The sequence below is a fragment of the Bacillus sp. FSL E2-8887 genome (genome assembly GCF_038007205.1).
GTDB classification, from domain to species: Bacteria; Bacillota; Bacilli; order Bacillales; family Bacillaceae_G; genus Bacillus_A; species Bacillus_A mycoides.
Genome location: NZ_JBBOWS010000001.1, coordinates 2929983 through 2953326 on the forward strand (window position 1 = coordinate 2929983; position 23344 = coordinate 2953326).

22 protein-coding genes, 2 pseudogenes and 2 riboswitches are annotated in these 23344 nt (G+C 35.1%); of the genes and pseudogenes, 7 read left to right on the forward strand and 17 right to left on the reverse strand.

The window, feature by feature from the left end:
- Positions 1-81: 81 nt before the first annotated feature.
- Positions 82-1251, reverse strand: coding sequence for a serine hydrolase domain-containing protein (locus NSQ08_RS14905; protein ID WP_340776400.1), 1170 nt, complete (start codon positions 1249-1251; stop codon positions 82-84).
- Positions 1252-1617: 366 nt separating this feature from the next.
- On the opposite strand from NSQ08_RS14905, the pseudogene NSQ08_RS14915 reads away from it, so the two are divergent.
- The 3 genes and pseudogenes from NSQ08_RS14915 to NSQ08_RS14925 form a co-directional block, all read left to right on the forward strand.
- A pseudogene (locus NSQ08_RS14915) lies at positions 1618-1874 on the forward strand (IS4 family transposase); the annotation flags it as partial.
- Between the two features lie 434 nt (positions 1875-2308).
- Positions 2309-2458, forward strand: a complete 150-nt coding sequence (locus tag NSQ08_RS14920) for a hypothetical protein (RefSeq protein ID WP_002142482.1) — start codon at positions 2309-2311, stop codon at positions 2456-2458.
- 162 nt (positions 2459-2620) lie between these two features.
- Entirely contained in the window at positions 2621-3184 is a 564-nt protein-coding gene (locus NSQ08_RS14925; protein ID WP_340776403.1) for a GNAT family N-acetyltransferase, read from the forward strand.
- A 220-nt stretch (positions 3185-3404) separates the two neighbouring features.
- Here NSQ08_RS14925 and NSQ08_RS14930 read toward each other — a convergent pair whose 3' ends face one another.
- Positions 3405-4064 (reverse strand): serine/threonine protein kinase, encoded by a 660-nt coding sequence (locus NSQ08_RS14930; protein ID WP_033709292.1) that lies wholly within the window; start codon positions 4062-4064, stop codon positions 3405-3407.
- A 412-nt stretch (positions 4065-4476) separates the two neighbouring features.
- Positions 4477-6117, reverse strand: a complete 1641-nt coding sequence (locus NSQ08_RS14935; protein WP_340776406.1) for a M20 family metallopeptidase — start codon at positions 6115-6117, stop codon at positions 4477-4479.
- A gap of 640 nt (positions 6118-6757) precedes the next feature.
- On the opposite strand from NSQ08_RS14935, the pseudogene NSQ08_RS14940 reads away from it, so the two are divergent.
- Both NSQ08_RS14940 and NSQ08_RS14945 read left to right on the forward strand, forming a co-directional pair.
- Positions 6758-7186 (forward strand): annotated as a pseudogene (locus NSQ08_RS14940) (aminoglycoside phosphotransferase family protein); the annotation flags it as partial.
- 44 nt (positions 7187-7230) lie between these two features.
- Positions 7231-7578, forward strand: coding sequence for a VOC family protein (locus tag NSQ08_RS14945; RefSeq protein ID WP_061675228.1), 348 nt, complete (start codon positions 7231-7233; stop codon positions 7576-7578).
- Between the two features lie 219 nt (positions 7579-7797).
- Here the strand turns inward: NSQ08_RS14945 and NSQ08_RS14950 are convergent, their stop codons facing one another.
- On the reverse strand, positions 7798-8568 hold the full coding sequence (locus NSQ08_RS14950) for a putative protein N(5)-glutamine methyltransferase (protein WP_061675250.1): 771 nt from the start codon (positions 8566-8568) through the stop codon (positions 7798-7800).
- A gap of 507 nt (positions 8569-9075) precedes the next feature.
- Between NSQ08_RS14950 and NSQ08_RS14955 the strand changes: the two genes are divergently transcribed.
- Positions 9076-10422, forward strand: a complete 1347-nt coding sequence (locus tag NSQ08_RS14955; RefSeq protein WP_002013939.1) for a short-chain fatty acid transporter — start codon at positions 9076-9078, stop codon at positions 10420-10422.
- Positions 10423-10462: 40 nt separating this feature from the next.
- Here NSQ08_RS14955 and NSQ08_RS14960 read toward each other — a convergent pair whose 3' ends face one another.
- From NSQ08_RS14960 to NSQ08_RS14975, 4 genes are all read right to left on the reverse strand, one after another.
- On the reverse strand, positions 10463-10816 hold the full coding sequence (locus NSQ08_RS14960) for a hypothetical protein (RefSeq protein ID WP_002165385.1): 354 nt from the start codon (positions 10814-10816) through the stop codon (positions 10463-10465).
- Positions 10813-11388, reverse strand: coding sequence for an NAD(P)H-dependent oxidoreductase (locus NSQ08_RS14965; RefSeq protein ID WP_340776411.1), 576 nt, complete (start codon positions 11386-11388; stop codon positions 10813-10815). Before NSQ08_RS14965 ends, NSQ08_RS14960 begins: the two co-directional genes overlap by 4 nt.
- A 22-nt stretch (positions 11389-11410) precedes the next feature.
- Complete coding sequence (locus NSQ08_RS14970; protein ID WP_340776414.1) at positions 11411-11848, reverse strand: SWIM zinc finger family protein; 438 nt, start codon at positions 11846-11848, stop codon at positions 11411-11413.
- A 214-nt stretch (positions 11849-12062) separates the two neighbouring features.
- Positions 12063-12383: a hypothetical protein gene (locus NSQ08_RS14975; protein WP_002110869.1), complete on the reverse strand. Its 321-nt coding sequence runs from the start codon at positions 12381-12383 to the stop codon at positions 12063-12065.
- A 38-nt stretch (positions 12384-12421) separates the two neighbouring features.
- Positions 12422-12520: riboswitch (SAM riboswitch) on the reverse strand.
- A gap of 121 nt (positions 12521-12641) precedes the next feature.
- Here NSQ08_RS14975 and NSQ08_RS14980 point away from each other — a divergent pair.
- Positions 12642-12833 carry a hypothetical protein gene (locus NSQ08_RS14980; RefSeq protein WP_002084448.1) on the forward strand — a complete coding sequence of 64 codons (192 nt, stop codon included), beginning with the start codon at positions 12642-12644 and terminating at the stop codon, positions 12831-12833.
- A 31-nt stretch (positions 12834-12864) separates the two neighbouring features.
- On the opposite strand, the gene NSQ08_RS14985 is transcribed toward NSQ08_RS14980, so the two are convergent.
- The 9 genes from NSQ08_RS14985 to NSQ08_RS15025 all read right to left on the reverse strand — a co-directional run bounded on the left by NSQ08_RS14985 (position 12865) and on the right by NSQ08_RS15025 (position 23044).
- The gene (locus NSQ08_RS14985) at positions 12865-13587 is read right to left on the reverse strand and encodes a YwiC-like family protein (RefSeq protein ID WP_002137286.1); all 723 of its coding nucleotides are present in this window, start codon (positions 13585-13587) and stop codon (positions 12865-12867) included.
- 184 nt (positions 13588-13771) lie between these two features.
- A complete protein-coding gene (locus NSQ08_RS14990; RefSeq protein WP_002167975.1) occupies positions 13772-14473 on the reverse strand; it encodes an ECF transporter S component in 702 nt (233 codons plus the stop codon).
- Positions 14446-16107 carry an ABC transporter ATP-binding protein gene (locus tag NSQ08_RS14995; RefSeq protein ID WP_340776427.1) on the reverse strand — a complete coding sequence of 554 codons (1662 nt, stop codon included), beginning with the start codon at positions 16105-16107 and terminating at the stop codon, positions 14446-14448. Before NSQ08_RS14995 ends, NSQ08_RS14990 begins: the two co-directional genes overlap by 28 nt.
- Positions 16080-16958, reverse strand: coding sequence for an energy-coupling factor transporter transmembrane component T (locus NSQ08_RS15000; RefSeq protein ID WP_033715026.1), 879 nt, complete (start codon positions 16956-16958; stop codon positions 16080-16082). The genes NSQ08_RS14995 and NSQ08_RS15000 overlap by 28 nt, the downstream gene beginning before the upstream one ends.
- A 23-nt stretch (positions 16959-16981) precedes the next feature.
- Positions 16982-17815, reverse strand: a complete 834-nt coding sequence (locus NSQ08_RS15005) for a DUF4430 domain-containing protein (protein WP_340776430.1) — start codon at positions 17813-17815, stop codon at positions 16982-16984.
- Positions 17816-17938: 123 nt separating this feature from the next.
- Positions 17939-19759, reverse strand: coding sequence for a DUF4430 domain-containing protein (locus tag NSQ08_RS15010; RefSeq protein WP_340776432.1), 1821 nt, complete (start codon positions 19757-19759; stop codon positions 17939-17941).
- Between the two features lie 340 nt (positions 19760-20099).
- Complete coding sequence (gene rraA / locus NSQ08_RS15015) at positions 20100-20579, reverse strand: ribonuclease E activity regulator RraA (protein ID WP_340776434.1); 480 nt, start codon at positions 20577-20579, stop codon at positions 20100-20102.
- A 284-nt stretch (positions 20580-20863) separates the two neighbouring features.
- Positions 20864-21691, reverse strand: a complete 828-nt coding sequence (locus tag NSQ08_RS15020; RefSeq protein ID WP_002033283.1) for an endonuclease I family protein — start codon at positions 21689-21691, stop codon at positions 20864-20866.
- Between the two features lie 474 nt (positions 21692-22165).
- Positions 22166-23044, reverse strand: a complete 879-nt coding sequence (locus NSQ08_RS15025) for a 5'-methylthioadenosine/S-adenosylhomocysteine nucleosidase (RefSeq protein ID WP_340776437.1) — start codon at positions 23042-23044, stop codon at positions 22166-22168.
- A 175-nt stretch (positions 23045-23219) separates the two neighbouring features.
- Positions 23220-23323, reverse strand: a riboswitch (purine riboswitch).
- Positions 23324-23344 lie beyond the last annotated feature (21 nt).

Consider the following 23344-nt stretch of genomic DNA (forward strand, 5'->3'; position numbering starts at 1 on the left):
CCTTAGATAAGTAATCGAATTCATCACTTATTTGTTTAACTATAAAAAATATGACAAAATTTATCCGTTTTTCTTTTTTGCCTACTTGCTAAATTCAGCAAGTAAAATATTTTTAAAAGGATTAGGACTGTCAGCTCTACCCAAACTATTCCAATTGACGACCAACGTATGCTTGCCTCCAAGTTTACCTCCAACAAGAGTAGTAAACCCTAGAATGCCACCTGTGTGTCCCCATATCGAGACATCGTTTGGAAGCTTAGTTTCATAGATTCCAAGACCATATCCATCGATTCCTTCTTTTCCTGTAGGAACTGTAGTAAGCATTTGTTTTAGTTGCTGTTCTTTCAGTAATTTACCCCCGAGCAAGTAAGAGAAGAATTTATTTAAGTCGTCAGCAGTAGAAATCATATCTCCAGCTGAGCTACCTGCACTTGGGTTATAATAAGTAACGTCTTTTAGCTCACTTACTCCGTCTGGTTGGACATATCCACGGGCATGCTTGGTGCCTGGAATAACGCTTGAATTGCCAGGTAGGAATGTATTCGACAATTCAAGCGGTTCAATAATCCGACTTTCAATCTCTTCCGCATAGCTGTTTCCGGTTACTTTTTCAATAAGAATACCTAGTAATACGTATCCTGTGTTTGAATAAGACCAGCCCTTTCCTGGGGCAAAGTCTGGGGGCAGAGAAATCCCCATCTTCACTAACTCTTCAGCCGTATACGATTTTTTTGTATCTGTAAAGTCAGCGTCTTTTGACCTTGAGTATTCAGCGATACCACTTGTATGGTTCAATATCTGCCGGATAGTAATCTGGTTACCATCATATCCGTTTCCTTGAATGACACCAGGCAACCATTTTTCGATGTAATCGTCTAGATTCAAGCGGTTCTCTCCGACTAATTGAAGTACAACCGTTGCTGTGAACGTCTTCGTCACACTGCCAATGCGAAAGCGAAAATCTGTTTTCATTGGTTTCTTGGTTCTCAGATCCGCTATCCCAGCGGCATAACTCCACGTTTTTCCACCCTCAGAAGTTTTAGCAAGTATCCCCGGGTATCCAAGTTGCAATGTATCCCGCATTGCTTGCTTGACGGAAGTACGATCTCGTTGAGTGCTTGTTTGTAACGAACTAGATACATTTTGAGTGGGCTCTGCTTTTACAATTGAGGCTGGCGTTGTATATAACAGGGAACTTCCAGCTATTAAAAGAGCCAGACTTGCAAATGTAATTTGACTACGTGTTTTCATAAGGCATTCCTCTCCTCTATTCATATTGTATAGGTGGTTGCTTGATATTTCATACTCACCACACAGCTATCATCTCTACCGATGATAAAAAGTCAACATTGAATTCGTAATCATCTTCATAATGATTATTTTTACAAGCTCCATTCTGTCCTAATAAATGGTAAATCCCTCTTTTTGCATGTATGTTAACCTCAGAAATTATTTCTTTTCCATGAAACACTCTTATTAACTGGTTTGTTTTTCATATATAAGTTATATCTGTTCCTCCTTTCATGCTTCTTTATATTTTCATCATACACAATGAAAATCTCTTTTTCCTTACCTATTCCTTACAAATCCCTTACGTTCAAAATAGCTTCTGTGTCTCAAATGTGCCAATTAATTCTCATCAAGAAGAAACGAGAATTAAGCGAATATAAAGCGATTTATATCATAAAAGATTATTTTCTACTTATTTATGAATCTCTACAAAAAGACACCAAAGAATTAACAAAGATATTGTTTCGTCTGTTTGATCTCTTACAGAAAAACGGACGAAAATCCCATAGGTATGATAAGAAACCGTCTTTGATATCTTAGGCGTCGTATATAACCTTTCTATGCCTCACAAGCATGTAACGTAATCCAAAAAATTAAAACCCAATAGGGTTTATCTGGTATGAAAATATTTAAAGAACTTACACTGGATCTTTAGAAAAAAGAAAAAAGCCCATCAAGCTAAGGTTTTGAAGTACCCCCTAAATGAAAATTTCCTTTCTCTACAGTTAGTTTTTTTGAGAAGTCAGCTCATTTTTTTGTTTGTGGGGTGTTAACTTTTCTTAAGTTGATAGGAATGTGGTGCTACCCCATTATGCAAAAGACAAAGGTTGGAATTTGATAGATGAAAAATAATAATTCCTTATTCAACTAACGCATGCATGAGTTAAACAACCTAAGGCTGCTTCGGTAGCCATTTTTTGTACCAACTGGCAGTTTGGTTTTCAATATGTGAAAAGGGATTTCTAAGTGATTAATTGAATATATATTTATTGTTTACTAATTTTTGGGAGGTCCCTTTATGGGAGATAAACTTTACTGTATTGCTACATATCAAGTTCTTAATGAAGAAAGAATAGGAGCTTCGCACGGTTCTATAATAATTTATAGTGCTGCTGTGACGGGATCTCCTGTTAGTGAGATAGGGTGTTTTTTAATTTATTTATCATAATAACGTACCCGAAGAGATTGATATGGTGACATATCAACCAACTGTGGTGGTACCACGAAATTGCAACTCTCGTCCTCAAGAATTATTTCTTTTGGGTGAAAGTTTTTTTATTATATAAGTTTCATTCTGTCATAATTTAAAGTTTTCGAGAGGAGAAATGATATGAATTCTATTTTATTAGATGTTCCGTTACAAATAGAAACAGACAGACTAATTCTTCGAGCACCACTTCAAGCTGGTGACGGGAATGTCGTACACCAAGCTATTAAGGATTCAATTAATGAGTTAAAACAATGGTTGCTTTTATTTCAGTCAATTCCTACTGTTGAAGAAACGGAAATTCTCCTGAGAAATGCCCATATAGATTTTTTGAAAAGAGAAAGCTTTCGCTATCTTATCTATCATAAGGATACTAATGATTTTATTGGAACTGCTAGCCTTCACGGAATTAATTGGAAAATTTCTAAATGTGAAATTGGATACTGGATTAACACGCAATTTAGTGGCAATGGATATATGACAGAGGTAGTAAGTGAGTTAACAAATCTTGGATTTCAGTTACTCAAATTTAGAAGGATTGAAATACGCTGTGAATCTAATAACACTAAAAGTCGTGCGATCCCTGAAAAACTAGGTTTTGAGCTTGAAGGGATATTACGTAATGAAGATCTTTCAGCTGACGGTAAAGAACTAACTGATACCTGCATCTATGCAAAGGTAAATTAGATTGAAATTTTAATACTCAATTGCGTCTGTGTACATAGTTTATTCCCCTTCTAATCCATTATTGTGATTTGTTTAGAACTATAGTACATCAATATGTTTAAAATGAAATGTACTGAAATGGGTATATTCTATTGTTACAATCATTTTATAAATAAATTACTTCATGAAGTTATAAAATTAGGACCGTACATATTAGACATATCTAAAATGTACGGTCCTTTTACAATTTGAATTTCTTTTTAAGCTTCTTATATTTTCTATATGAACGTCGAACAATGTTTAACATGAAATACGGTATTTTAACAGGGAAAGGCAATTTATAAATGAAAGGCAAGTAAAATGTAAAATATGCCTTTTCTAAGTCTCTCCACTTACTATCTTCTTTTGTTTTTAAGAAATCAGATACATCGACTACATATCCCCTTCCATTTTCCATCATCACATTTTTTCCGTGAACATCACAAGGAGTTAATCCTTGCTCCCTTGCATACTCTATAGCTTCATTGATATCAAGGATTACCTGCTTAGGAATTTTAATCCCCTTATGGATAGCATCGTATAAGGTAATTTCTTTTAAACGTTTCAATACTATGAAATTTTCTCCTTTATATATAAGTTTCGAATAAGAAGGATGATTTCCGATTCTTCGGTATACTTCTGACTCTTTTTCAATTCCTTCTCCTTCTCGCGCGTAAACTTTCACTACCCAATCTTTGTATTCTTTGTGCATAAATACTGCGGCATAATTACCTGTCCCTAAACACTTCCAAAGTCTAGGAATATCTTTAACTACTATAGGCTCGAATTCATCCTCACTTCTTATGCTTACCTCTTTTAATAATTCGTCCTTTATCAATCTCACAAAACTATTTATACTCATCATTCCCACTCCGGTTTTGCTACAAGGGGTACTACCCCATACCCATCAAGTTAAAAAGTACATTCTTCCCTAATACGAAAAAAATGAGCAGACTTCACTAAGTAACTAACTGTAGCGAAATAAATTTTTCATTTAGGGGGGTACTTCAAAATCTTAAAATGGATATTCTACGCAAATATATATTATTGATACAATAAGTTATGTTAACTTCACATAATTATATTATACAAAAACTCAGCAAATACCGTTACAAAAAGTGTACAAGCCATATCTACTCTCTCTAAATAGTTTATTGCGAATCTATTTTAAGGAGAATTCTTACATCACAATTTCATAAATCTAAGGTTTCAAACTATTCATTACGAAAAAAAGACCGTATCACTACGGTCCTTTTCTCGCTCTTATGCAAACACTATGACTGTGTAACTTTATTAGAAACAAGTAGTTTTTCAATACATATAGGTAACATATCTAATAACGTTTCAAATGCGTAATTTACGTCCAGACGCTCCGTCCATTGATGTGCATCTTTTCCTACTGGTCCCATATTTAATACTGGAACGTCAAACTCTTCTAATTCCTGAAGTGGAATCGAATAACCTTTATCCCATAATGGCATATTGTCGACAAGAGAACTCATTGAATCCAATGGGTTTTGTAAGCCAACATAGCTTAAATCTGAAATTCCTCCAAAATAATTTTGGTTTTCAAATGTAATGCTATGATTATAGTGGGCATACTTTTCCATTTCTACAACTACCTCTTTAATTAAAGGATTGTTGCGTGAACTCACAGCTGGATAGTATGGCGGCGCAAAGAAAAGTACAATCATTGGAGCCTTTTCTTTACATAAGATAGATAATTTGTCTACTAAATCAATAGTTACTGCACGATCATCTTTATCTTCTCTATTTTTTATAATATCGGATTGAATTTCATCTATTTTTTCTTTTCCATGTTGTTCAATTGCATAAGCGATAAGCTCTTCATACGTTAATACATTTACTTTAAGATTCGGCGGTATGAACGGATTATACTTAGAAAAATGATACGCTCGCTCCTCATACGATTCTTCGATTTTCTCTGCTACTTTCGTTACTTTTTGGCGTAACAATGAAACTACATCTGTCATCGTTTTTTCTAGTAAAAACAAATTAAATAATGTGACAGCACGATGAGGAATTTGTACAGAATAATCCTCCTTTAAATCTCTTTGAAGCAAGTTAGTTGGTGGTGGACTCGCTTCCCCTTCTACAATATCACAAAGGTCCGTATTCAACTCTAATTCCGCTGTTAATAATGCAGCCATATAGCTCCCATTTAATCCTGCAAAAGGTTCGCCTACATGTGTCTCTTTTCCATAGCAAAGGAAACCAGGTAACACCTTACCAATAGAACCAGTATAAATGTACTTATTTTGGTCACCAGGATGTCTTGAAAACATAGGCTCTGAATTTAGGACCGTTTTATACTCTAAGTCATGTTCTTTTGCTAAGTCTAATAATCTTGGAACAGCAGCTCTCATCCCTACAGAGTTCACTTCTTCATCTGGAACGGCCAATAAAAGAACATTCCCATCAAATCTTCCTTCACAAGCTTGCTCAACCATCGCCATTTGTAAAGCTAGACCACATTTCATGTCCATTGTTCCTCTACCAAAGAGCCAATCTCCTTGTTCAATATCTTCACGTACATGATCTGGTAGCTCATCTTTATGAGAATAAAACATAGATGTTAATTTTTTAGGGTTAAATGCATCTTCTTTCCACACTCCGTAATCTTGTACATCTACAACATCAAAGTGACTAACAAGAATTACGGTATTTTTCGTACTATCACTTTTCTTTACTAGGGCTGTAACAAAATATCGTCCATCCCCCGTCGGATTTTTTTGTAAATGATGCGGATTTTGTTTGAAATACTGTAAATCAGATAGTTGTTCTACAACAAAGTCTGGCAATATAACTTCAGCTTCTGAACCTGTAATACTAGGAATTTCAACAAGATTGCTTAATAATTGAACCAATTGTTCTTTAGATTGCCACTTTGACATATAAATCCCCCTATTTTTCCGCATTATGAAATTCATTTCCAATATATGAATAAAAAATGACGACAGCTATCAAAATTATAATTTTGCCGTTTGGCAAGCTTATGGTTCTTTTCATTTGCGGCAAACATATGCTTCCAAGATTTGAAGAATATGTTTAATATCGCTTTTAAATAAAGTCACGGTGTTTATTTAAAAGACGCGATGTTTTGTCCCTTTAGATCTGTTTATCTAAAGAGAGGTTTTTATAGTGAAAAGAAAATCTGAACTGAAAGACGGATTAAGAAACTGCTGAGTAGCAATAAAGTTACTCCACTAAAGGGACAGATTGTTGAGGAACGTTTCCAGGCAATTAGATTATTCAAGTTTGAATAGATCATTGAGATTGTGAAGGTTTTTTACTTAAACTAACGGGGCAGTAATACTCAATTAAAAATAATGGTAAAGTTAGTGAAAAGAAGAAGGATTAAAAATCGTATAGATTCATTGTAATACATTTTAAGTTTTTGTGTGGCGAGGTATTTGAGAAGTAAGAATGATTTCATCAAAAAAACATTGAAGCTCCAACGGGGTTTTATATGACTATTTTTCCAGACCCAATTTAACATCATAACAATTATAAATAAACAATCTATACTTTTGGTTAGATTTTTTATATAGTTTGATTGACAGCATCAGGGCTAGTCATAGCAATCTACTCGATACATTGTACGAGCTTGAATCAAAAATTGAACCAAGAAGTCGTTATGGATTTATACATGGGGAACTCGGCCCTGATCATGTATTAATTAATGACAAACTAGAACCTTATTTGATTGATATCGAAGGAACCGAGTTCTTTGATATTGAGCATGAGCACAGTTTTTTGCAGTTTCGATTTGGGGATTATTATCGATATTTAAAGAATGATACTCTCGACCCCAACAGGATGTTATTCTATCGATTCCATCATCATATATCCTTAACTTCAGGCGGGTTGAGATTGCTTCACAGAGGATTTCCGAATCAACAATTTGCAAAAGATCTAACCAATCACCATTCCCGTTGTGCACTGCGTTTTATTGAAGGTTGAACTTATGTCATTAAAAATTTAAAGACAGATAGGAGTTAAATACAATGATAAAAGGTTTCGGAGGAATATTTTGGAGAACTAAAAATCTTGATGTTATAAAAAAATGGTACAGTGAAGTGTTGAAGATTGAAATAGAAAATTGGAACGGGACTGTGATTAAACCCGAATTAGGAACTGAGACTATCTTTTCTTTCTTTGCCGAGAATGATAGTTATTTTCCTACAGAACAACAAGTGATGTTAAATTTCCAAGTACATAATCTACACGAGACTATTCAGCATCTTGAACAAATTGGCGTACCTCTTGAAAAAAAAGAAGAGATTAGTGAATTTGGAAAGTTTATTTGGATTAAAGATCCTGAAGGTCGATTGATCGAACTTTGGGAGAAATAGCCGGTTGTAATCATTTGCTATTAAGCTAGCAGGTGCTTTAGTTCAATAAGGTAAATAAAAAAAGTGCATCTCCGTTTATTAGACACAGTCTAACAATCGGAGGTACACTTTTTTATGGATTAACACTTCTTAATGTTTTAATTCCGTATTTTCCTGATCCTCCCCTTGTAGAGATTGATTATCAAAATGATTATATTCATTGAATAATGTTTATTTACTCTAAAAGCTAGAATTAGAACCGATTATGACAGTAGCGTCCAGTTCCTTGTTTCTAGCAACTTTTGTGCTAAGCCCAGCACCAGCAAAGATTTCAAAGGCCTGGGGTGCCTGAACTTCGCTCGTCTCTATCAAAAGATGTCCATCCAAAGCTAACCAGAGTAAAGCTTCTTCTGCTACTCTTCGCAGAATGTTAAGACCATCTTCTCCTCCGTCAAGCGTTACATGTGGTTCATATAGGCGTGCCTCCCGGGGGAGAAACTTTATTATTTCAGTAGGAACGTAAGGTACGTTCGCAACTAGGATATTTACATGGCCCTTAAGTGAGTCTGGTAGAGCTTTATACAAGTCACCTTCAAAAGCATGACCGCCAAAATTCGTTACATTGCGGCTAGCGCATTGTACTGCGATAGGGTCAATGTCAACAGAATACAATTCAACTCGTCCCAAAGCTGCTGCCAGTGCTGCGCCCACCGCACCTGATCCACAACATAGGTCAACAATGATATCGCTAGAACGTGACAGAGCCTCTGTTTGATGAACAAGGAACTCGGTACGTTTACGCGGTACAAAAACGCCTCGATCCACTTCTATTCGTAGACCACAAAACTCCGTGTATCCAACAACGTATTCCAGAGGTAAACCGTTGACTCGCATTTCTACCATTTTCACAAGGTCCTCTGGAGTTAGTGCCTCTGACATAAGTAACCGGGTCTCATCTTCTGCAAAAACACAACCGGCACTTCGAAGCTTGCTAACTATATATTTTTCCATTTTCATATCCAAAAATAAATTTGTTTTATTCTCTATATTATCTCACCACTTTTGATAAATTTTGTTTGTAATTCAGAATTCGTTAAAAATAGCTAATATCCTTTTTCAATAACCTGATTCTTACATAAACTGTCATTTGATGGACATATTCGTCTATGACCATCTCTTTCCCTTGTATATAGAGCATTCTTTTCAATTTCTGTTTTCGTCAAATCTAATTAACAGAGATATAAACGAAAACACATATTTTTACACTATTTCGATTTATATATACAAACTATAATTTTAACGTTTTGGGCTATTTGCTTTGCTTAAGTTGATTTGCATAGATACTACCCCTCTTTGAAATATTTCAGTTCAAAATGAAATAACATTTCAACATAGACTATCAATCTACCTAGACATTATGACAATCACCTTAAATATCTGAATTTTCCATATATTAAAGGATATTACTCAAACAACCTCGAACATTGTAATAAATATACATAAGGAGGTTGATTTATTTTGTTTCGTTCATTTACAAATGGATGTGTTGCCCTTGTGCAGCGTTTCTTACCAGAACCGTTTATTTTATCATGTTTATTAACTGTTTTCGTTATCTTCTTCGGCATGTTTGCAACGCACCAAACACCGGTCGAAATGATTACGCATTGGGGCAATGGAATTTGGGGACTTCTCGCTTTTTCTATGCAAATGGCTCTTGTACTCGTGACAGGATCTGCATTAGCAAACGCTCCTCTTATTAAAAAAGGATTAACGAGAGCAGCGAAATTACCGAAAACAAATGGACAAGGTATTATTGCTATTTCAATCGTAAGTTTACTAGGAGCATACGTAAACTGGGGATTTGGTATTGTTGTATCGGTTTTATATGCAAAAGAAGTGGCCAGACAGTTAGAAGGATTAGATTATAGGTTAGCAATTGCTTCTTCCTACTCTGGATTTCTCATTTGGCATGCAGGCCTTTCTGCTTCTATCCCTCTTACGTTAGCAACTGGCGGCGAAACGTTAATTAAAACGACAGCTGGAAGTATTAAAGAAGCGATTCCAATAACAGAAACGTTATTCTCACCATACGCACTCGTGCCAGTTATTATTTTTCTCGTTACGATGCCTCTCATTAACCGGGCCATGCATCCAGATGAAAAACATACGATAACTGTAGATCCTAGCGTATTCCATGAAGAAGCTGCCGCTCAAGAAGTAGGGAACAATACGTTCGCTGAAAAAATGGAAAATAGTATGATTATTACACTTTGCATCGGATTATTAGGTCTTATTTATATTTTTAACTATTTTAGTACGAAAGGCTTTAACCTTACACTTGATATCGTTATTTTTATGTTATTAATTGCCGGTCTTATTTTCCACCGTACTCCGATTCAATATATTCGCGCTTTCTCTGACTCAACTAAGAGTGCTTCAGGTATTTTACTTCAATTTCCGTTCTATGCTGGAATTATGGGGATGATGATTGGAGTAAATAGTGAAGGTCTTTCGCTTGGAGGAGCTATTTCTACTTTCTTTATTAGTATTTCAAATGAAACCACATTCCCGCTCTTTACATTTTTAAGTGCTGGCATTGTAAATATTTTCGTTCCATCTGGAGGCGGTCAATGGGCAGTGCAAGCACCAATTATGATTCCAGCTGGCGCTGAACTTGGTGTACCTGCCGCGAAAACAGCGATGGCAATTGCATGGGGCGATGCTTGGACAAATTTAATTCAACCTTTCTGGGCATTACCGGCATTAGCGATAGCTGGTTTAAGCGCGCGTGATATTATGGGATTTTGTGTTGTTAACTTACTATATGCAGGATTTATCATTAGTCTATGTTTCTTATTTATTTAAACGAAAAGCTAGTTTTATACTAGCTTTTTTATATAATAAATCATTCGTTATCTATACAGCTTATTACCTTCCTCCACTCTACCTCTGCATGATTTAATGCTTCATATGTAAACAAATCTTCACATACTTTTTCAATCATATGAGGATTGTTCTTAAGGAAATTCCACTGCAATACTTTAGGAAGAACATACGTTTCATATTCTTTACTTCCCTTTATTACCTCATCAACTTCTCTTTCACAAATCCCTCTTATTAAATAATCATTTCTTAATTGTATTTGAATTTGTTGAAACGTTTCGCTGTATTTCTTCAATTGGACTAAACAATTAATATACGTACGCAAAAGTTCGTCATCACAATTGCAACACTTTATAATACGATCGATTTCATTCATAATGTACGAGCCGCTTCTTCTATTTGTAACAGCCATTTTTCACGCTTCTCTACTTTACTCGTTTTCACAGATTGAAAAGCAGAACGTTTTATATTGCGAATACCACAAAAACGCAAAACCCCTCTTTTCATCATAATCCAATCCGCTGATCGATATAATAGTGCTACGTACCATAACGGTGAGTCTAACGTATTAATAACCCACGCCTTCTTACCTTTAAATAAGCCTTTCGGTAATGCCCCCTCATATTTATAAGCAAATCCAGCTACAAAAATACGATCGATAAATCCTTTTAAAATAGCAGGCATGCCCCACCACCATATCGGATATATGAAAAGAAGAATATCCGCTTTCTGCACTAATTCTCTATATCGCTTCGTCTCTTCTTCATTTAGTAAATCACGTCTTTTCTTCTCTTCATTAAATACAAGCACTGGATCAAATTGTTCTTTATATAAATCAAGTAGCGTAACAGAATGATTTGTTTCCTCAAGTCCTTTTTGCACATGCTCTAAAATTGCCCCATTAAAGCTTGAAGGATTAGGATGAGCATATATAATTAGTACGTTCACTACAAAACAACTCCCTCTTTAGTTAAAGTTTCCCCTTCTTTAACATTTTCTCTACAATTTGCACATTTTTCGAACTTTGTAACAAACGATTTAATACTGTTAGTAACTCTTCTTTTTCTAAACCTTTCAATTGCTCTTTAACTGTACTCTCACCAGCACCTTGAATTTCATACACAACTGCCGCCATATGTTTACAATAATTTTCATAAGGACACTCGCAGCTACTTTCTGCAAAATCTTCAAGATCAATAATCACTTCATAATTCCCTGCATTTCCAGTAACGAAAGCAAATACTTTCTTGTCGTGTATTTCAACATCTTCTACATGTCCCTCTTCATAATATTCATATCCTCTATCTATAATGTACTTTGGAATCCATTTCATTATATCTTTTAATAAGTATGCATACATCACAACACCTCTTCCTTTAATTCCCTTTTGACTTCCAAAATCCTGCATGTTATTCTAATAACTGTCAAGTAGCGAGTCTACGTGACAAACGACTGACACCTATTCGGCGAAGGTGTCTCTTTTCATTTGCAGCCGATATGAAGTGCCTTTTTCAGGCACATTCAATCTTTGACACTACACACTCAACACCATTCCCTTGTATCAGGCTGCTTTAGCAGTCTTTTACGCTACATACTTCGTTATTTCAAGAAAAAAAGAGAGCTCAGCTCCCTTTTCCCGCCTTATAAAATACCCCTTTTTCAGCATAGCGATATTCATCATCAGCTAAAGTAATTTTCCCATCCAGTTTGAGTTCATCTAATAGTCTTGATAAATAAAATTGATGTAACATTTTTTTAGTGAATTTTCCTTCATGATGCGAAACGATATGTTCTTGAATATCTAACAATGATATTGGCTTATCTTGCTCTATCATATATTCATAAACTGTACTACGCAGTTTTACGTATTTTTCGAGTGTCACAGTACTTCGCAACCCCTTTCTTCTTATTATATGTTTTCGTAATCGGTTTTTTTGCAACAAAAAAACCTCTCCGATAAGAAGAAGTTACGTATATCTTCGTCTTATCTCCCAGAACAAATATGTTCTGCTGGAATTAGCACCTGCATCGCGGTTGCTGGGTTTCATCGGGCCAGTCCCTCCACCTCTCTGGATAAGAAAATATTCACTTTAAATTTAACTATACGTAATTTTATTATAATTGTCAAATAAATATAAAAAATTATATTTTCTTCTTTATTGTTCATACTACAAAAAGATGTACAAAAGGAGGCTACTACTTTGAAAAAGAATGCTCGTGGATACGTACAAGATTCTTTTCATTCCTTACAAGAAGCGAAACATTGTTTAGAAGATGCATTACAGACTGTTGAAGAAGATTTTAATCGCGCACGTATTGAACAATCCCTTTACGCTGTAGAGCAAGCTCTTCAACGTTGCGATTACACCGTTCACATTTTAGAACAAGAATGAAAACTTCCCATCAAAAGATGGGAAGTTTGTTTCAAATGGCATACTTCATCATTATTACCGTTATTATTAAAAAATATACAGAATTAACAATTTCTAAAATCCCTACTTTTAATATAGAAATCTTTTTGCCATACAACATAATGGCCCGAATTACACTTGGTACAAATATGAGTGAACACCATGGATTTATAGCAAATACAATTACCGTTAATACAATATGGTATCCCCAAGATATAAAACGATACTTCGGATTATTTTTTTCACGAATCATCGTTTTCACATAAAACGTACTTCCTAAAAAATATAGAAATGAAATAAGCGCAATGAATAATGCTGTTTTATCTATGAATTTCACGGAGAAATAATAACTGATTAAACCACCTATACAAAACACTATAATCGCACAAACATCATTTAGTAATGCTCGTTCATTTTTTTGACGAGCGTAATACATATTTACAATAAACAATGGAATCATTAATACTGCGAATAAAAGAATTCGCCATTCATATAATAAAGAAATCATCCCAAATACAAATGCAATGATAAAATAAACAATTGCAGCGTGTAGAAATTCTTTTTTTCGTCTTTGCCTTATGTACATGAGAAATGGATAAGTAGCTAGATAGATAAAGAACCAGGCTAAAAACAATGGGATATGATAAAAAGTAGGTTTACCAAGTAATACACTTAATAGAAATGGTATGACAAGCATCGCCCATGCTCCATGTTGCTTCGGAATAACTAACTTCATTAACTATACACCTCCCTCTTGAAAATAATTCTCACCTACTATTATACAAATAATTTCATATAATAACGGATATATATTGAATCTATTTTTTGACAATAAAAAATGCTCCTTACAATATGTAAGAAGCATGAAAGAGGCAAACGAATATGTAAGTCGCGACCCTACCTTATATGAGTATGCTTTTCTATGTCACGTTATGCTCATCTAATATACCGTATTTCTTTTTAAATCTTGTGAGGATCGTAATCCATGACGTACTAAATAGCAGAAGGAAAATAACATTCGATATCGCGTGACTCAGATCAAAGTAAAAACTTGCGACATAGTAAGCAATAACTGTTTCCCACGTTGCTTCCTGTATAAAACCAAGAAGACCCCAAAAATTCATAATCCAGCCAAATAGAAATCCAACGGCAAATCCGTACAACAGTCTTCCCCACAGTTTTTTCATTAAAAATGTATTACGTAATAGTCCAGCTATAAACCCGATCATGCCCCAAGAGAACATTTGCCACGGCGTCCACGGACCTTGTCCTAAAAAAATATTAGATACAATAGCCGCCGTTGCCCCAATCATAAAGCCAGTTTCACTCCCAAAAACAATTGCAGAAACGATAATGACAAAAGAAGTCGGTTGTACACTTGGTAAAATAGAAAATGGTACCCGGCTAACCGCTGCAATCGCCGCTAACACAGCAACGATAACAATTTCACGTGAAACAAACGCCTTCCTTTCAAAACGAACATAGAAAGGTAACATAATGACAGCTAATAAAAACAAACTACTTACCATGTAATACCCGTCCATAATAAAAGTCGTAAAGAGTAGTGTACATATTACAACAGCAAAAATAAATATTATGAATGCAACATATCGTTTGGACACGCTTCGTACACATCCTCCCACGTTAATGCAAATGGCAACTCTCTACGGATGAATCGATTAATAGATGTTGTATAAAAGAAGTTACCACTAAAGAACTCTTTCGGTGCATCATTCATAATGACTTTCCCGTCAAATAACATCATGCACTGATCAACGTATTTCGCTGCAAACTCAATATCATGCGTTGCCATTACAATTGTTGTACCTTCTTTTTGCAACTGTTTAAATAGCTCTCCTACTCTTTCCTTTTTCCATGGATCTAGTCCCTTTGTCGGCTCATCAAGTAATAATAAAGTTGGCTTTGATAATAACGTTGTACATAATGCGAGTAATTGTTGCTCTCCGCCGCTACAATCATGTGGATGGCGCTCTTTAAGTGAATCTAACCAGAACTTTTTCAACATTTCTTCTGCTATTGTTTTTCCCTCTTCACCATATAATTCACGCGCACGCTCATAAACCTCTTCCCATACTGTATCAAAAGTAAAATGATAGTACGGATGTTGCGATACGTACCCTATACTTTTAAATCGTTCTTTCGAATCAATTTTATGTACCACTTTCCCATTCCACTTTACCTTACCTCTTCTAGCTTTTTGCAATCCTGCTAAAATCGTTAACAGTGTAGACTTCCCGGTTCCGTTTTTCCCAACTAGAGCTGTCCATTTTCCCTTTTCGATGTTCACTGTTAAATCTCGTAAAATAAGTGGACTATTTTTTTCATATTGAAAAGATATATGTTCTGCACTTAAAATTACATCTCGCTTTTCACATTGTTCTACTTGCCCATTCCTATATGATATCGCTGAAAAATCATTCATTTTCATTTGTGCTTCTCGCACTGTAAATGGAATCTCTTTCACATTCCACTCTAAAAACAATCTTGGAATTTGCGGAATGAATGGACGAAACTTTTCTACTTCCCACATGTTCGCTATCACACTTTTAGAAGTACCATCATAAATGATTCTGCCATTATCCATACAAACAACGCGTGTTGCGAGCGGTATAACTTCATCTAAACGATGTTCACTTAAAACTATCGTAATTCCAAGTTCTTCATTAATACGCTTTAACAATCCTAAAAACTCTTTCGCAGCAATCGGATCTAGCTGCGCTGTCGGTTCATCCAGTAATAGTAGCTTCGGCTGCATAACTAATACTGCTGCTAAATTTACTAGTTGTTTTTGACCACCAGATAAAGTATGGACAGATTGATGTAACAAATCTTGAAATCCTAAAAAGCTAATGAGTTCCGCTATTCTTTTTTGAATAATATGTGATGGTAACCCAATATTTTCTAAAGAGAATGCTAATTCTTGAATAACTGTATCCATTACGAGCTGATTTTCTGGGTTTTGAAATACCATACCAATTTCTTGGGCAGATAATAAATCTGGTACTTCTTCTAATAAAGCACCATCATAATATGTATGTCCAGAACGCGTGCCAATTGGAAGTAACTCCTTTTTAAAATGTTTTAATAAAGTTGTCTTCCCAGAACCTGAACCGCCAGCAAGTACTATAAATTCTCCTTTTTGAACAGAAAGAGAAATATGCTGTAACGCTTCTTCATTTTCATCAGTATATATAAATGATAAATTCTTCATTTCTGCATGCGCCACCATATCCATTCCCTTCCTTCCATCATAATTGGTAAACTAACAAACATCATAAATAATATAAACATAATTCCATCGTATTGCTGGAACAGTATTGATTCCACTTTCGGATAGATAATCAATTTCCCTCCGCCATAATAACTAAATATGAATGAGGCTATAAATAGAATACTTAAATAACTTAGCGTGTACCAATCGCGTCTTTCCATTCTATACCGAATATAAGTCGTACGTTTCGTTACACCAAATCCACGAGCTTGCATAGAATCTGCCGTTTGAAGTGCATCTTCTAACGAACAAACTAATAACACTTGCAGTAATTTCATTCCATTTTTTATACGCTCAATGAGTGAACCTGAATCTAATTGTACACCTTTCGTTTTTTGGACGAGTGTAATTTTCTTTAACCGCCTAATAAACAAAGGAACAAATCGTACTGTAATCATCGTTAACAATGCAACTTTCGGTGAAATTCTCGAAAACAAATATAAAAATTTATGACTCGAAATAATATCGTTATAAGAAGCAAATGTAAACATAATTGCAACTAATAATAATCCCATAACAAGTCCATACATACAGGCCTCAAGCTTAATCCGGCTATCTCCTAAATAAAATAACGTAGTCGCTCCTCTATGCGTTAATAAAGAGTTAAATAAAATAACCATCAAAAAGAATACGATAGTACTAGGTAACATCTTTCTGATTTTCTCACCATTTCCCTGTACTATATTTAAGATTACTATTAGTATAATCGCTCCAATTAAAAAAAGAGGATGAAGACACATCATACATAGTATCATCACCCCAATATAATAGAAAAAATTAACAAAAGGATGTAAAGAAGAAAAGCTTATTTTCATAGTCCTTTACCGAAGATCCTTTCCTATTTTAATACAAACACCCACTCGATTGTATCGCCTGGTTTTACTTTAACTACACCTGCACTATAGTTTGGAAAAGCACCGTTCACACGATATTTCCAGCCACTAGTAGCAGTAATATCTTTCTCGTATAAATCATTAATACCTTTTACATAAATATCACCTTTAGAGCCCATTGCATCAACCTCTAGTCCTGTACTCTGTAGCACACTGTAAACTGTGTCGCCTTCTTGTACATCAACCTTTTTCGCACCTAATAAGTATCCTTCATGACCTTTTACGGAGATAGTGACTTGTTTCGATTGCGGTTTTGGTACTGGTACTGGTACTGGTTTTGGTGGTTCAGGAGTTGGTACTACCGGAGTCGGTATCGTTTTCTCCTCTTTATTCGGATCTTCCTTTTGCTCCTGCTTTGGTGTTTCTTTTGGCTGATTAACAACCTTTGCTTCTTCTTTTACTTCTGGTGCTTTCGGCTGCTGGGGTTTCTTTTCTTGTACTTTTTGTTGCTCTGGTTGTTTATTTACAGCAGGCTGTTCCTTTGGTTTCTCTTCTTTCTTTACTTCAGCTTGTTCCTGCGCTTTTTCTTCTTTCGGTTTCTCTTCTACTTTTTGTTCTTGTTTATCTTTCTGCTCTTCTTGTTGTTTCTGTTTCTGTTCCGGTTCAGCTTGCTTCTCTTCCGGTTTCGGTACATCTTTTTGTTCTTCCTGTTTCGCTACTTCTTTTTGCTCTTCTTGCTTCGGTTCTGCCTTCTTCTCAGGTTTTACAGCCGTTTCTTCACATCCGGCTAATAATCCCAATGAAAGAACTAAAGAAATGAACCATTTCATCTTACTCATGCTGTCCCTCACCTTTCATATTAAAGTGAAACTTTAATGAGTGGAGATTTTGTTCATCCCCACTCATTATTAGCCCTCACTTTTATAATAAAATTAGGAGCAAATGATTGCTCCTAATTTTTGTTAAGCTGCTTTACGTCTCCATAATACATATGCAGAAGCGATACATAATACACCCATACCTACTTGTGTAGCTGCACTATGAGAAGATGCTCCTGTTTGTGGTAATTGATTCTTATTCTTGTTTGTTTCTTTATTAACTCGTTCGTTATCTCCAACAACTTTTAGATTTTCATCTTTTGGTTGTTTTTGTAACTCTTCTTGTTGTTTCGGCTGTTCTACAACTTCTTTTTCTTCTACAGTTGTCTCTGGCTCTACAATTGGTTTCGTATCAATTTCATTCTCTACTACATTTGACCAATCATAAATCGATTTTCCAAGATCTTTAAACTGAAGTAAAGCTAAAAATGCTTGCTCTGTAGCCATTCCGCTACCTTTTTGATCACTTGGTAACCATTTAAACTCACCATTTGGAAGCTGGTATGACATTAAATTTTGTACTGCTTTATTAAGACGATCGTGATCTACATCTTTAACTAGCGATAGTCCAATAATTGCTTGTGCAGTACTATTAGAATTCTCTTGTCCATCAGCGGTAAAACCACCATTACCTAGCTGCTGCTTGTATAAATAATCAACAGCTTTTTGAATAGCTGGCTTTACATCTGCTTGATCTTGATAAGGAGCTAATGCTGCTAATACCATACTTGTTACATCAACGTTACTAGCACTTTCTTTACTACTTGAACTATCATATGTCCAGCCACCGTCTGTATGCTGCGCTTGTAAAAGTGCTTGTACTAAAGCAGCTCGATTCCATTTTGCTTCGGCCGGAATCTCATATTTCTTTGTATCTAATGCAAGTAATGTAAATGCGTATCCTGTAACAGAATTCACTTTATCTGATTCAAATAAATTTTGTACTAAATTTTGTCCCTCTACCTTTGTAGGATCAACATTCATTGCATTCATCATAATAATCGTTCTAGCTAAATCTGTTGCTGAAAAACGATTTAAACGCTTCTTAACCTTTTCAGCTACTGGCTTAACATAGTTTATTTTCGTTTCAAGCGGAACATTTACACCTGAACGAGCAAGTCCAATCGCAACCCAATCACTACCAATTCCATCTTGTAACATCTTTTCTGACGTTTTAGAAATCGCTTCGTTTAATTGTGCTGCTGGAATTTCGACTTTCTCTTGCTTTGGTTGTTCTGTTACTTTATCTTCTGGGTTACCATCTGGTTTTTCTGTTTTCGGTTCCTCTGGTTTACTATCTGGCTTTTCTGTTTTCGGTTCTTCTGGCTTACCATCTGGTTTTTCTGTTTTCGGTTCCTCTGGTTTACCATCTGGCTTTTCTGTTTTCGGTTCCTCTGGGTTACCATCTGGTTTTTCTGTTTTCGATTCCTCTGGTTTTGGCTCTTCTACAGTTTTACAAGTGCCAAATTTATCTAACGTTTGTTGCAACGTTTGTTGACTCATATTGCTCCAGTCTGCAACGTAACGAAATGCAACAACATCCCCAGACTCTAATTTATAACTATCCGCCCCAACTTCTGCAGATTTATCATTTACATCATACAACCAACCGCTCGTTGCTCCGGCCATTAATCCATCGATGCCCTTTATATACGTTCCAAATGACATACTTTCAGATGTTACTTTGTCACCCATAACTTTTTGTAGCAAACTAAAAGCTGTTTCTCCATCTTCAATGGAAACTTCTTTCGGACATAACATAATTCCTTTTTGTGATTCACCAATAATTGCAAGTTTCGCTGTCTTTCCTTCAGCAAACGTAATATGTACTGTATTCGCAAAAGAAACAAATACAAGTGCCACTGCCATTAATGATGTAAGCAGCCATTTCTTTAACATTGCCATCCCAAAATTCCCTCCCTTTACTAACATTCACACAAAAAAAGACCCTTTAAGGGTATGCGGTTGACACTCTCTTTTTGTAAGTGTCGAACAAAAATGTACAACACCTCCTACCCGCATTATTCGCGGCTATATTTGTATAGGAAAAATAATTTCGTTTATGAACGCACCATTGTGATAACATTCACTTTTCTAGGCACAACTTACTTCCATTTAAGTTATCGTAAAACGATAAACCTATACATTCTGTTAATTTTAAATTTCTGTATTATTTTACTATTGACAAAGAATTTTGTCCATGCTTTATCGGATTTATTTTCTAAGAATAGTAACTTACTAACCTTTAACGATGCAAACTCTTTTCACTAATAATGACGCCATCTTCATCCGCATACACATATTCATTTGGCTTCCATTCTACTTGTCCAAATTGCAATGAAATACCACGCTCTCCTTTTCCTTCTTTTATACTTCTATTTGGCATCGTCCCTAACGCTAAAATACCAATATCTATATTCTTTAGTTCACTAGAATCACGAACATATCCATTCACAATAATCCCTGCTAGCTTTCTTTCCTCCGCAATAGCTGCCAAATTATCACCAAGTAACGCACAATTCGTAGACGCTCCGCCATCAACAACTAATACCGTTCCTTCTGGTAATGTTTGCAATCCTTCCTTCACTAGTACATTATCATCCTTCACTTTTACCGTTGCAATTTTCCCGTGAAATTGTTCTTTCTTCCCAAAAGAACGAAAAGACTGGCGACATATTTGTAATTCCTTTTCAAACTCATCACATAGATCCGTAGTTTTCCACATCTTTTTCCCCTCTTTTCCTTATTCTTTCTATATAACATATTCTTGGATTATTTTCGTTTCCCTGTCTAATGTTGCAAGAATTTGTATGTGCGGTGAAAGTCATATACAAATGAAGGAAAATAAAGCTTACCACTTGAAACTATTGCTTTAAGTAAAAAGCTTTATTATAATCTATTCCACTCCTATGAAAACCATTTATTCTAGCATAAAGATAAGAAGGGATTGATCATAATGATCAATCCCTTCTGTCAAAGTATAATTTCACTAAAAACTCTTTAAAAATCTTAGTTCCAAATTTTATTTACCCATTCTGGATGATCAATAAAAGGATTACGATTATGTTGATATTTCGTAAAAATCACTTCATTACGCTTTCGCTCTAAATCATCGACAGGGTCTTGTTCATTCCATTTTAGTAAAACGGATAGTTTACCCATGTATGGATCTTTATTGTTATTCACCTTTTCATTTAATTCTAAGTCTATTTCGCCGTTGTCTCCTTCATAACGAACAGCCATGTAAAATAGCATTCTAGCGATATCTCCTTTTACACTATCACGAGGTTCCCAAGAATCACTATCGTACTTACATTCTGTCGCTTCTGAATGATTCACACCACCATTATCAAAATCTAGATTTCCACGTGAGCTATTTACAGATACATCCGTCGCTCTTAAATGATGCAAATCTGTTCCAGCTCCTGCAGTCGTTCCAAAATCACCGTGAGATTTTGCCCAAACATGCTCTCGGTTCCAATTATCAACTCCTGAACCATTCGTAAGTTTCCCTTGCGAACGCCCAGTATATAAGAGTAGCACATTGTTTTTATTATTTGGATCTTCATCAGTATCTCTTAGTGCTTCCCAAACCGCACTGTATGATAACTTTGTATGATCATCAATAATATTATGAAGTTCCTTCTTTAATTCTAAACCCATTTTTCCTATTGCATTATTATAATATGTATCGTCATAGCTTTTTACAATAATCTCTTGTGGTGATGCAGAAGCTACTTCACCGTGTATGATATCTGTGAATGATAGAGATGCAGTACCTAAAATAAAAAATGAAGATAGTGTAACCATAGCAAGCCTTGTATTTCTAAACTTCATATACCCATTTCCCCTTTAACATATAATTTGAAGCTATTAACTAAAAAATGCTTTCTAGCCCCCAAAAACTTTTAGAAAGCCATACCCATCCTTTTCTTTTTATTTAATACAAAACTCTATTGAGTCTGTATTATTTCCACACTTTTTGTTTATCTACTTTTCACAAGGAATATCCTTCTCTAGTAAAGATTATTAAAATATTCTTTACAATTAAAAAGTAGTTTAATGTTAACTTATAAATTTCAATTTTTTTATGCAATTATGCATATTTGATAAATCGTTCGACTTTTCTTTTTTCTATAACTGTCTTTATTTTTTGTGTAAAACCCTTCTTCCTCTGTAGAATAAGTACAAAAATAGATTGGATACCATGTAAGGCACCAATCTATTTTAATTAAAGAAACTTTGGTAATTCTGAGTTCACAACACATTGTGCAGTAATGATAACATTTTTATATTGAGACAGAACTACTACTATTTATTTGGTATCGAATCTATATACTTTTTAACTACTTCATATACATATTCTTGATTTGCCGCTGCTGTGTTTGGGTTGTATTTTCCGCCGTTTGTTTTATTGTTAGATAATACGCGAATCCCTAAGAATGGTACGTCATAAGCTTTTGCGATTTGCGCTGCTGCTGCACCTTCCATTTCTTCTACAGATGTACCGTATTTTGTATGGAACCATTTAATTCTATCAACTTCATTATTCCAAACGTCTGCTGAACCTATAGTACCTTCCACCACTTTACCTTTTGTATATTTATCTTTCACTGCATTAGCTGCTGCAAGTAAATCCTTATCTCCCTCGTAGTATCGGATTTTCTCAGCATTTGGATCTTCTCCTGCACTCCCTTCAGAAGCCATCAGGTCCATAGATATCCATTTTTCCGGTTCAATTCCTTGGTTCTCATCCATATTTGTTGTTTTTAATGACCCTATATTCGCGACTTGTTTTCCTAAAACAATATCAAATACGTTTAAATTAGGATCATGTCCACCTGATGTTCCTTGGTTAATAATCGCTATAGGCTTATATTTTTCAATAGCCACTGCTGTAGCGGCTGCTGTATTTTCCATTCCTTTACCTGTTTTCGCAACGATTACAGGATAATTGTCTACAGTTCCTTTATAAAAGGTAAAAGTTCCAGATTTTTCTTCTTTCACATTTTTTAACCTTTTTGCAAATTTTTCAGCTTCTATTGGCATTGGACCTTGAATTAAGATTGGTTTTTGATTACTTTTTGCCTCAACTTGTTTTGGACCCGCATTACATCCCGCAAGTATTGAGAATGACAATGCAACAGTAGTTACTAGGGCAGCACATTTTTTCAACGTATTCTTCTTCATAAATAATCTCCTCTTTCTCTTGTTGTTTTCTATACTCGATGTTTTGGTCCAAAGAAAAAAGCTCTAGAAATTGTAGAAAAATCTCTACTTTCTAGAACTACGGTAGTTAAAGTTAATTAAGCAAAAGATAAGGCCATTGCTAAATTATAGAACGGTAGCGGCTCAATACACCGAACGACCGAATACTTTAACCCGTAGTCCAGTTCTTTCATTGGGAACTAGGTAGAAACGCTCGGACCATATTACCGAGTATATACGAGTGATGTTATTTAAAATTATTATATTGATAATATAACAAAC

What these genes read in the sequence shown, in the direction of transcription:
- NSQ08_RS14905 (WP_340776400.1), bottom strand. Translation starts at nt 1,251, where the DNA reads ATGAAAACACGTAGTCAAATTACATTTGCAAGTCTGGCTCTTTTAATA.
- NSQ08_RS14920 (WP_002142482.1), top strand. Translation starts at nt 2,309, where the DNA reads ATGGGAGATAAACTTTACTGTATTGCTACATATCAAGTTCTTAATGAA.
- NSQ08_RS14925 (WP_340776403.1), top strand. Translation starts at nt 2,621, where the DNA reads ATGAATTCTATTTTATTAGATGTTCCGTTACAAATAGAAACAGACAGA.
- NSQ08_RS14930 (WP_033709292.1), bottom strand. Translation starts at nt 4,064, where the DNA reads ATGAGTATAAATAGTTTTGTGAGATTGATAAAGGACGAATTATTAAAA.
- NSQ08_RS14935 (WP_340776406.1), bottom strand. Translation starts at nt 6,117, where the DNA reads ATGTCAAAGTGGCAATCTAAAGAACAATTGGTTCAATTATTAAGCAAT.
- NSQ08_RS14945 (WP_061675228.1), top strand. Translation starts at nt 7,231, where the DNA reads ATGATAAAAGGTTTCGGAGGAATATTTTGGAGAACTAAAAATCTTGAT.
- NSQ08_RS14950 (WP_061675250.1), bottom strand. Translation starts at nt 8,568, where the DNA reads ATGGAAAAATATATAGTTAGCAAGCTTCGAAGTGCCGGTTGTGTTTTT.
- NSQ08_RS14960 (WP_002165385.1), bottom strand. Translation starts at nt 10,816, where the DNA reads ATGAATGAAATCGATCGTATTATAAAGTGTTGCAATTGTGATGACGAA.
- NSQ08_RS14970 (WP_340776414.1), bottom strand. Translation starts at nt 11,848, where the DNA reads ATGCAGGATTTTGGAAGTCAAAAGGGAATTAAAGGAAGAGGTGTTGTG.
- NSQ08_RS14985 (WP_002137286.1), bottom strand. Translation starts at nt 13,587, where the DNA reads ATGAAGTTAGTTATTCCGAAGCAACATGGAGCATGGGCGATGCTTGTC.
- NSQ08_RS14995 (WP_340776427.1), bottom strand. Translation starts at nt 16,107, where the DNA reads ATGGATATGGTGGCGCATGCAGAAATGAAGAATTTATCATTTATATAT.
- NSQ08_RS15000 (WP_033715026.1), bottom strand. Translation starts at nt 16,958, where the DNA reads ATGAAAATAAGCTTTTCTTCTTTACATCCTTTTGTTAATTTTTTCTAT.
- NSQ08_RS15005 (WP_340776430.1), bottom strand. Translation starts at nt 17,815, where the DNA reads ATGAGTAAGATGAAATGGTTCATTTCTTTAGTTCTTTCATTGGGATTA.
- NSQ08_RS15010 (WP_340776432.1), bottom strand. Translation starts at nt 19,759, where the DNA reads ATGGCAATGTTAAAGAAATGGCTGCTTACATCATTAATGGCAGTGGCA.
- rraA (WP_340776434.1), bottom strand. Translation starts at nt 20,579, where the DNA reads ATGTGGAAAACTACGGATCTATGTGATGAGTTTGAAAAGGAATTACAA.
- NSQ08_RS15020 (WP_002033283.1), bottom strand. Translation starts at nt 21,691, where the DNA reads ATGAAGTTTAGAAATACAAGGCTTGCTATGGTTACACTATCTTCATTT.
- NSQ08_RS15025 (WP_340776437.1), bottom strand. Translation starts at nt 23,044, where the DNA reads ATGAAGAAGAATACGTTGAAAAAATGTGCTGCCCTAGTAACTACTGTT.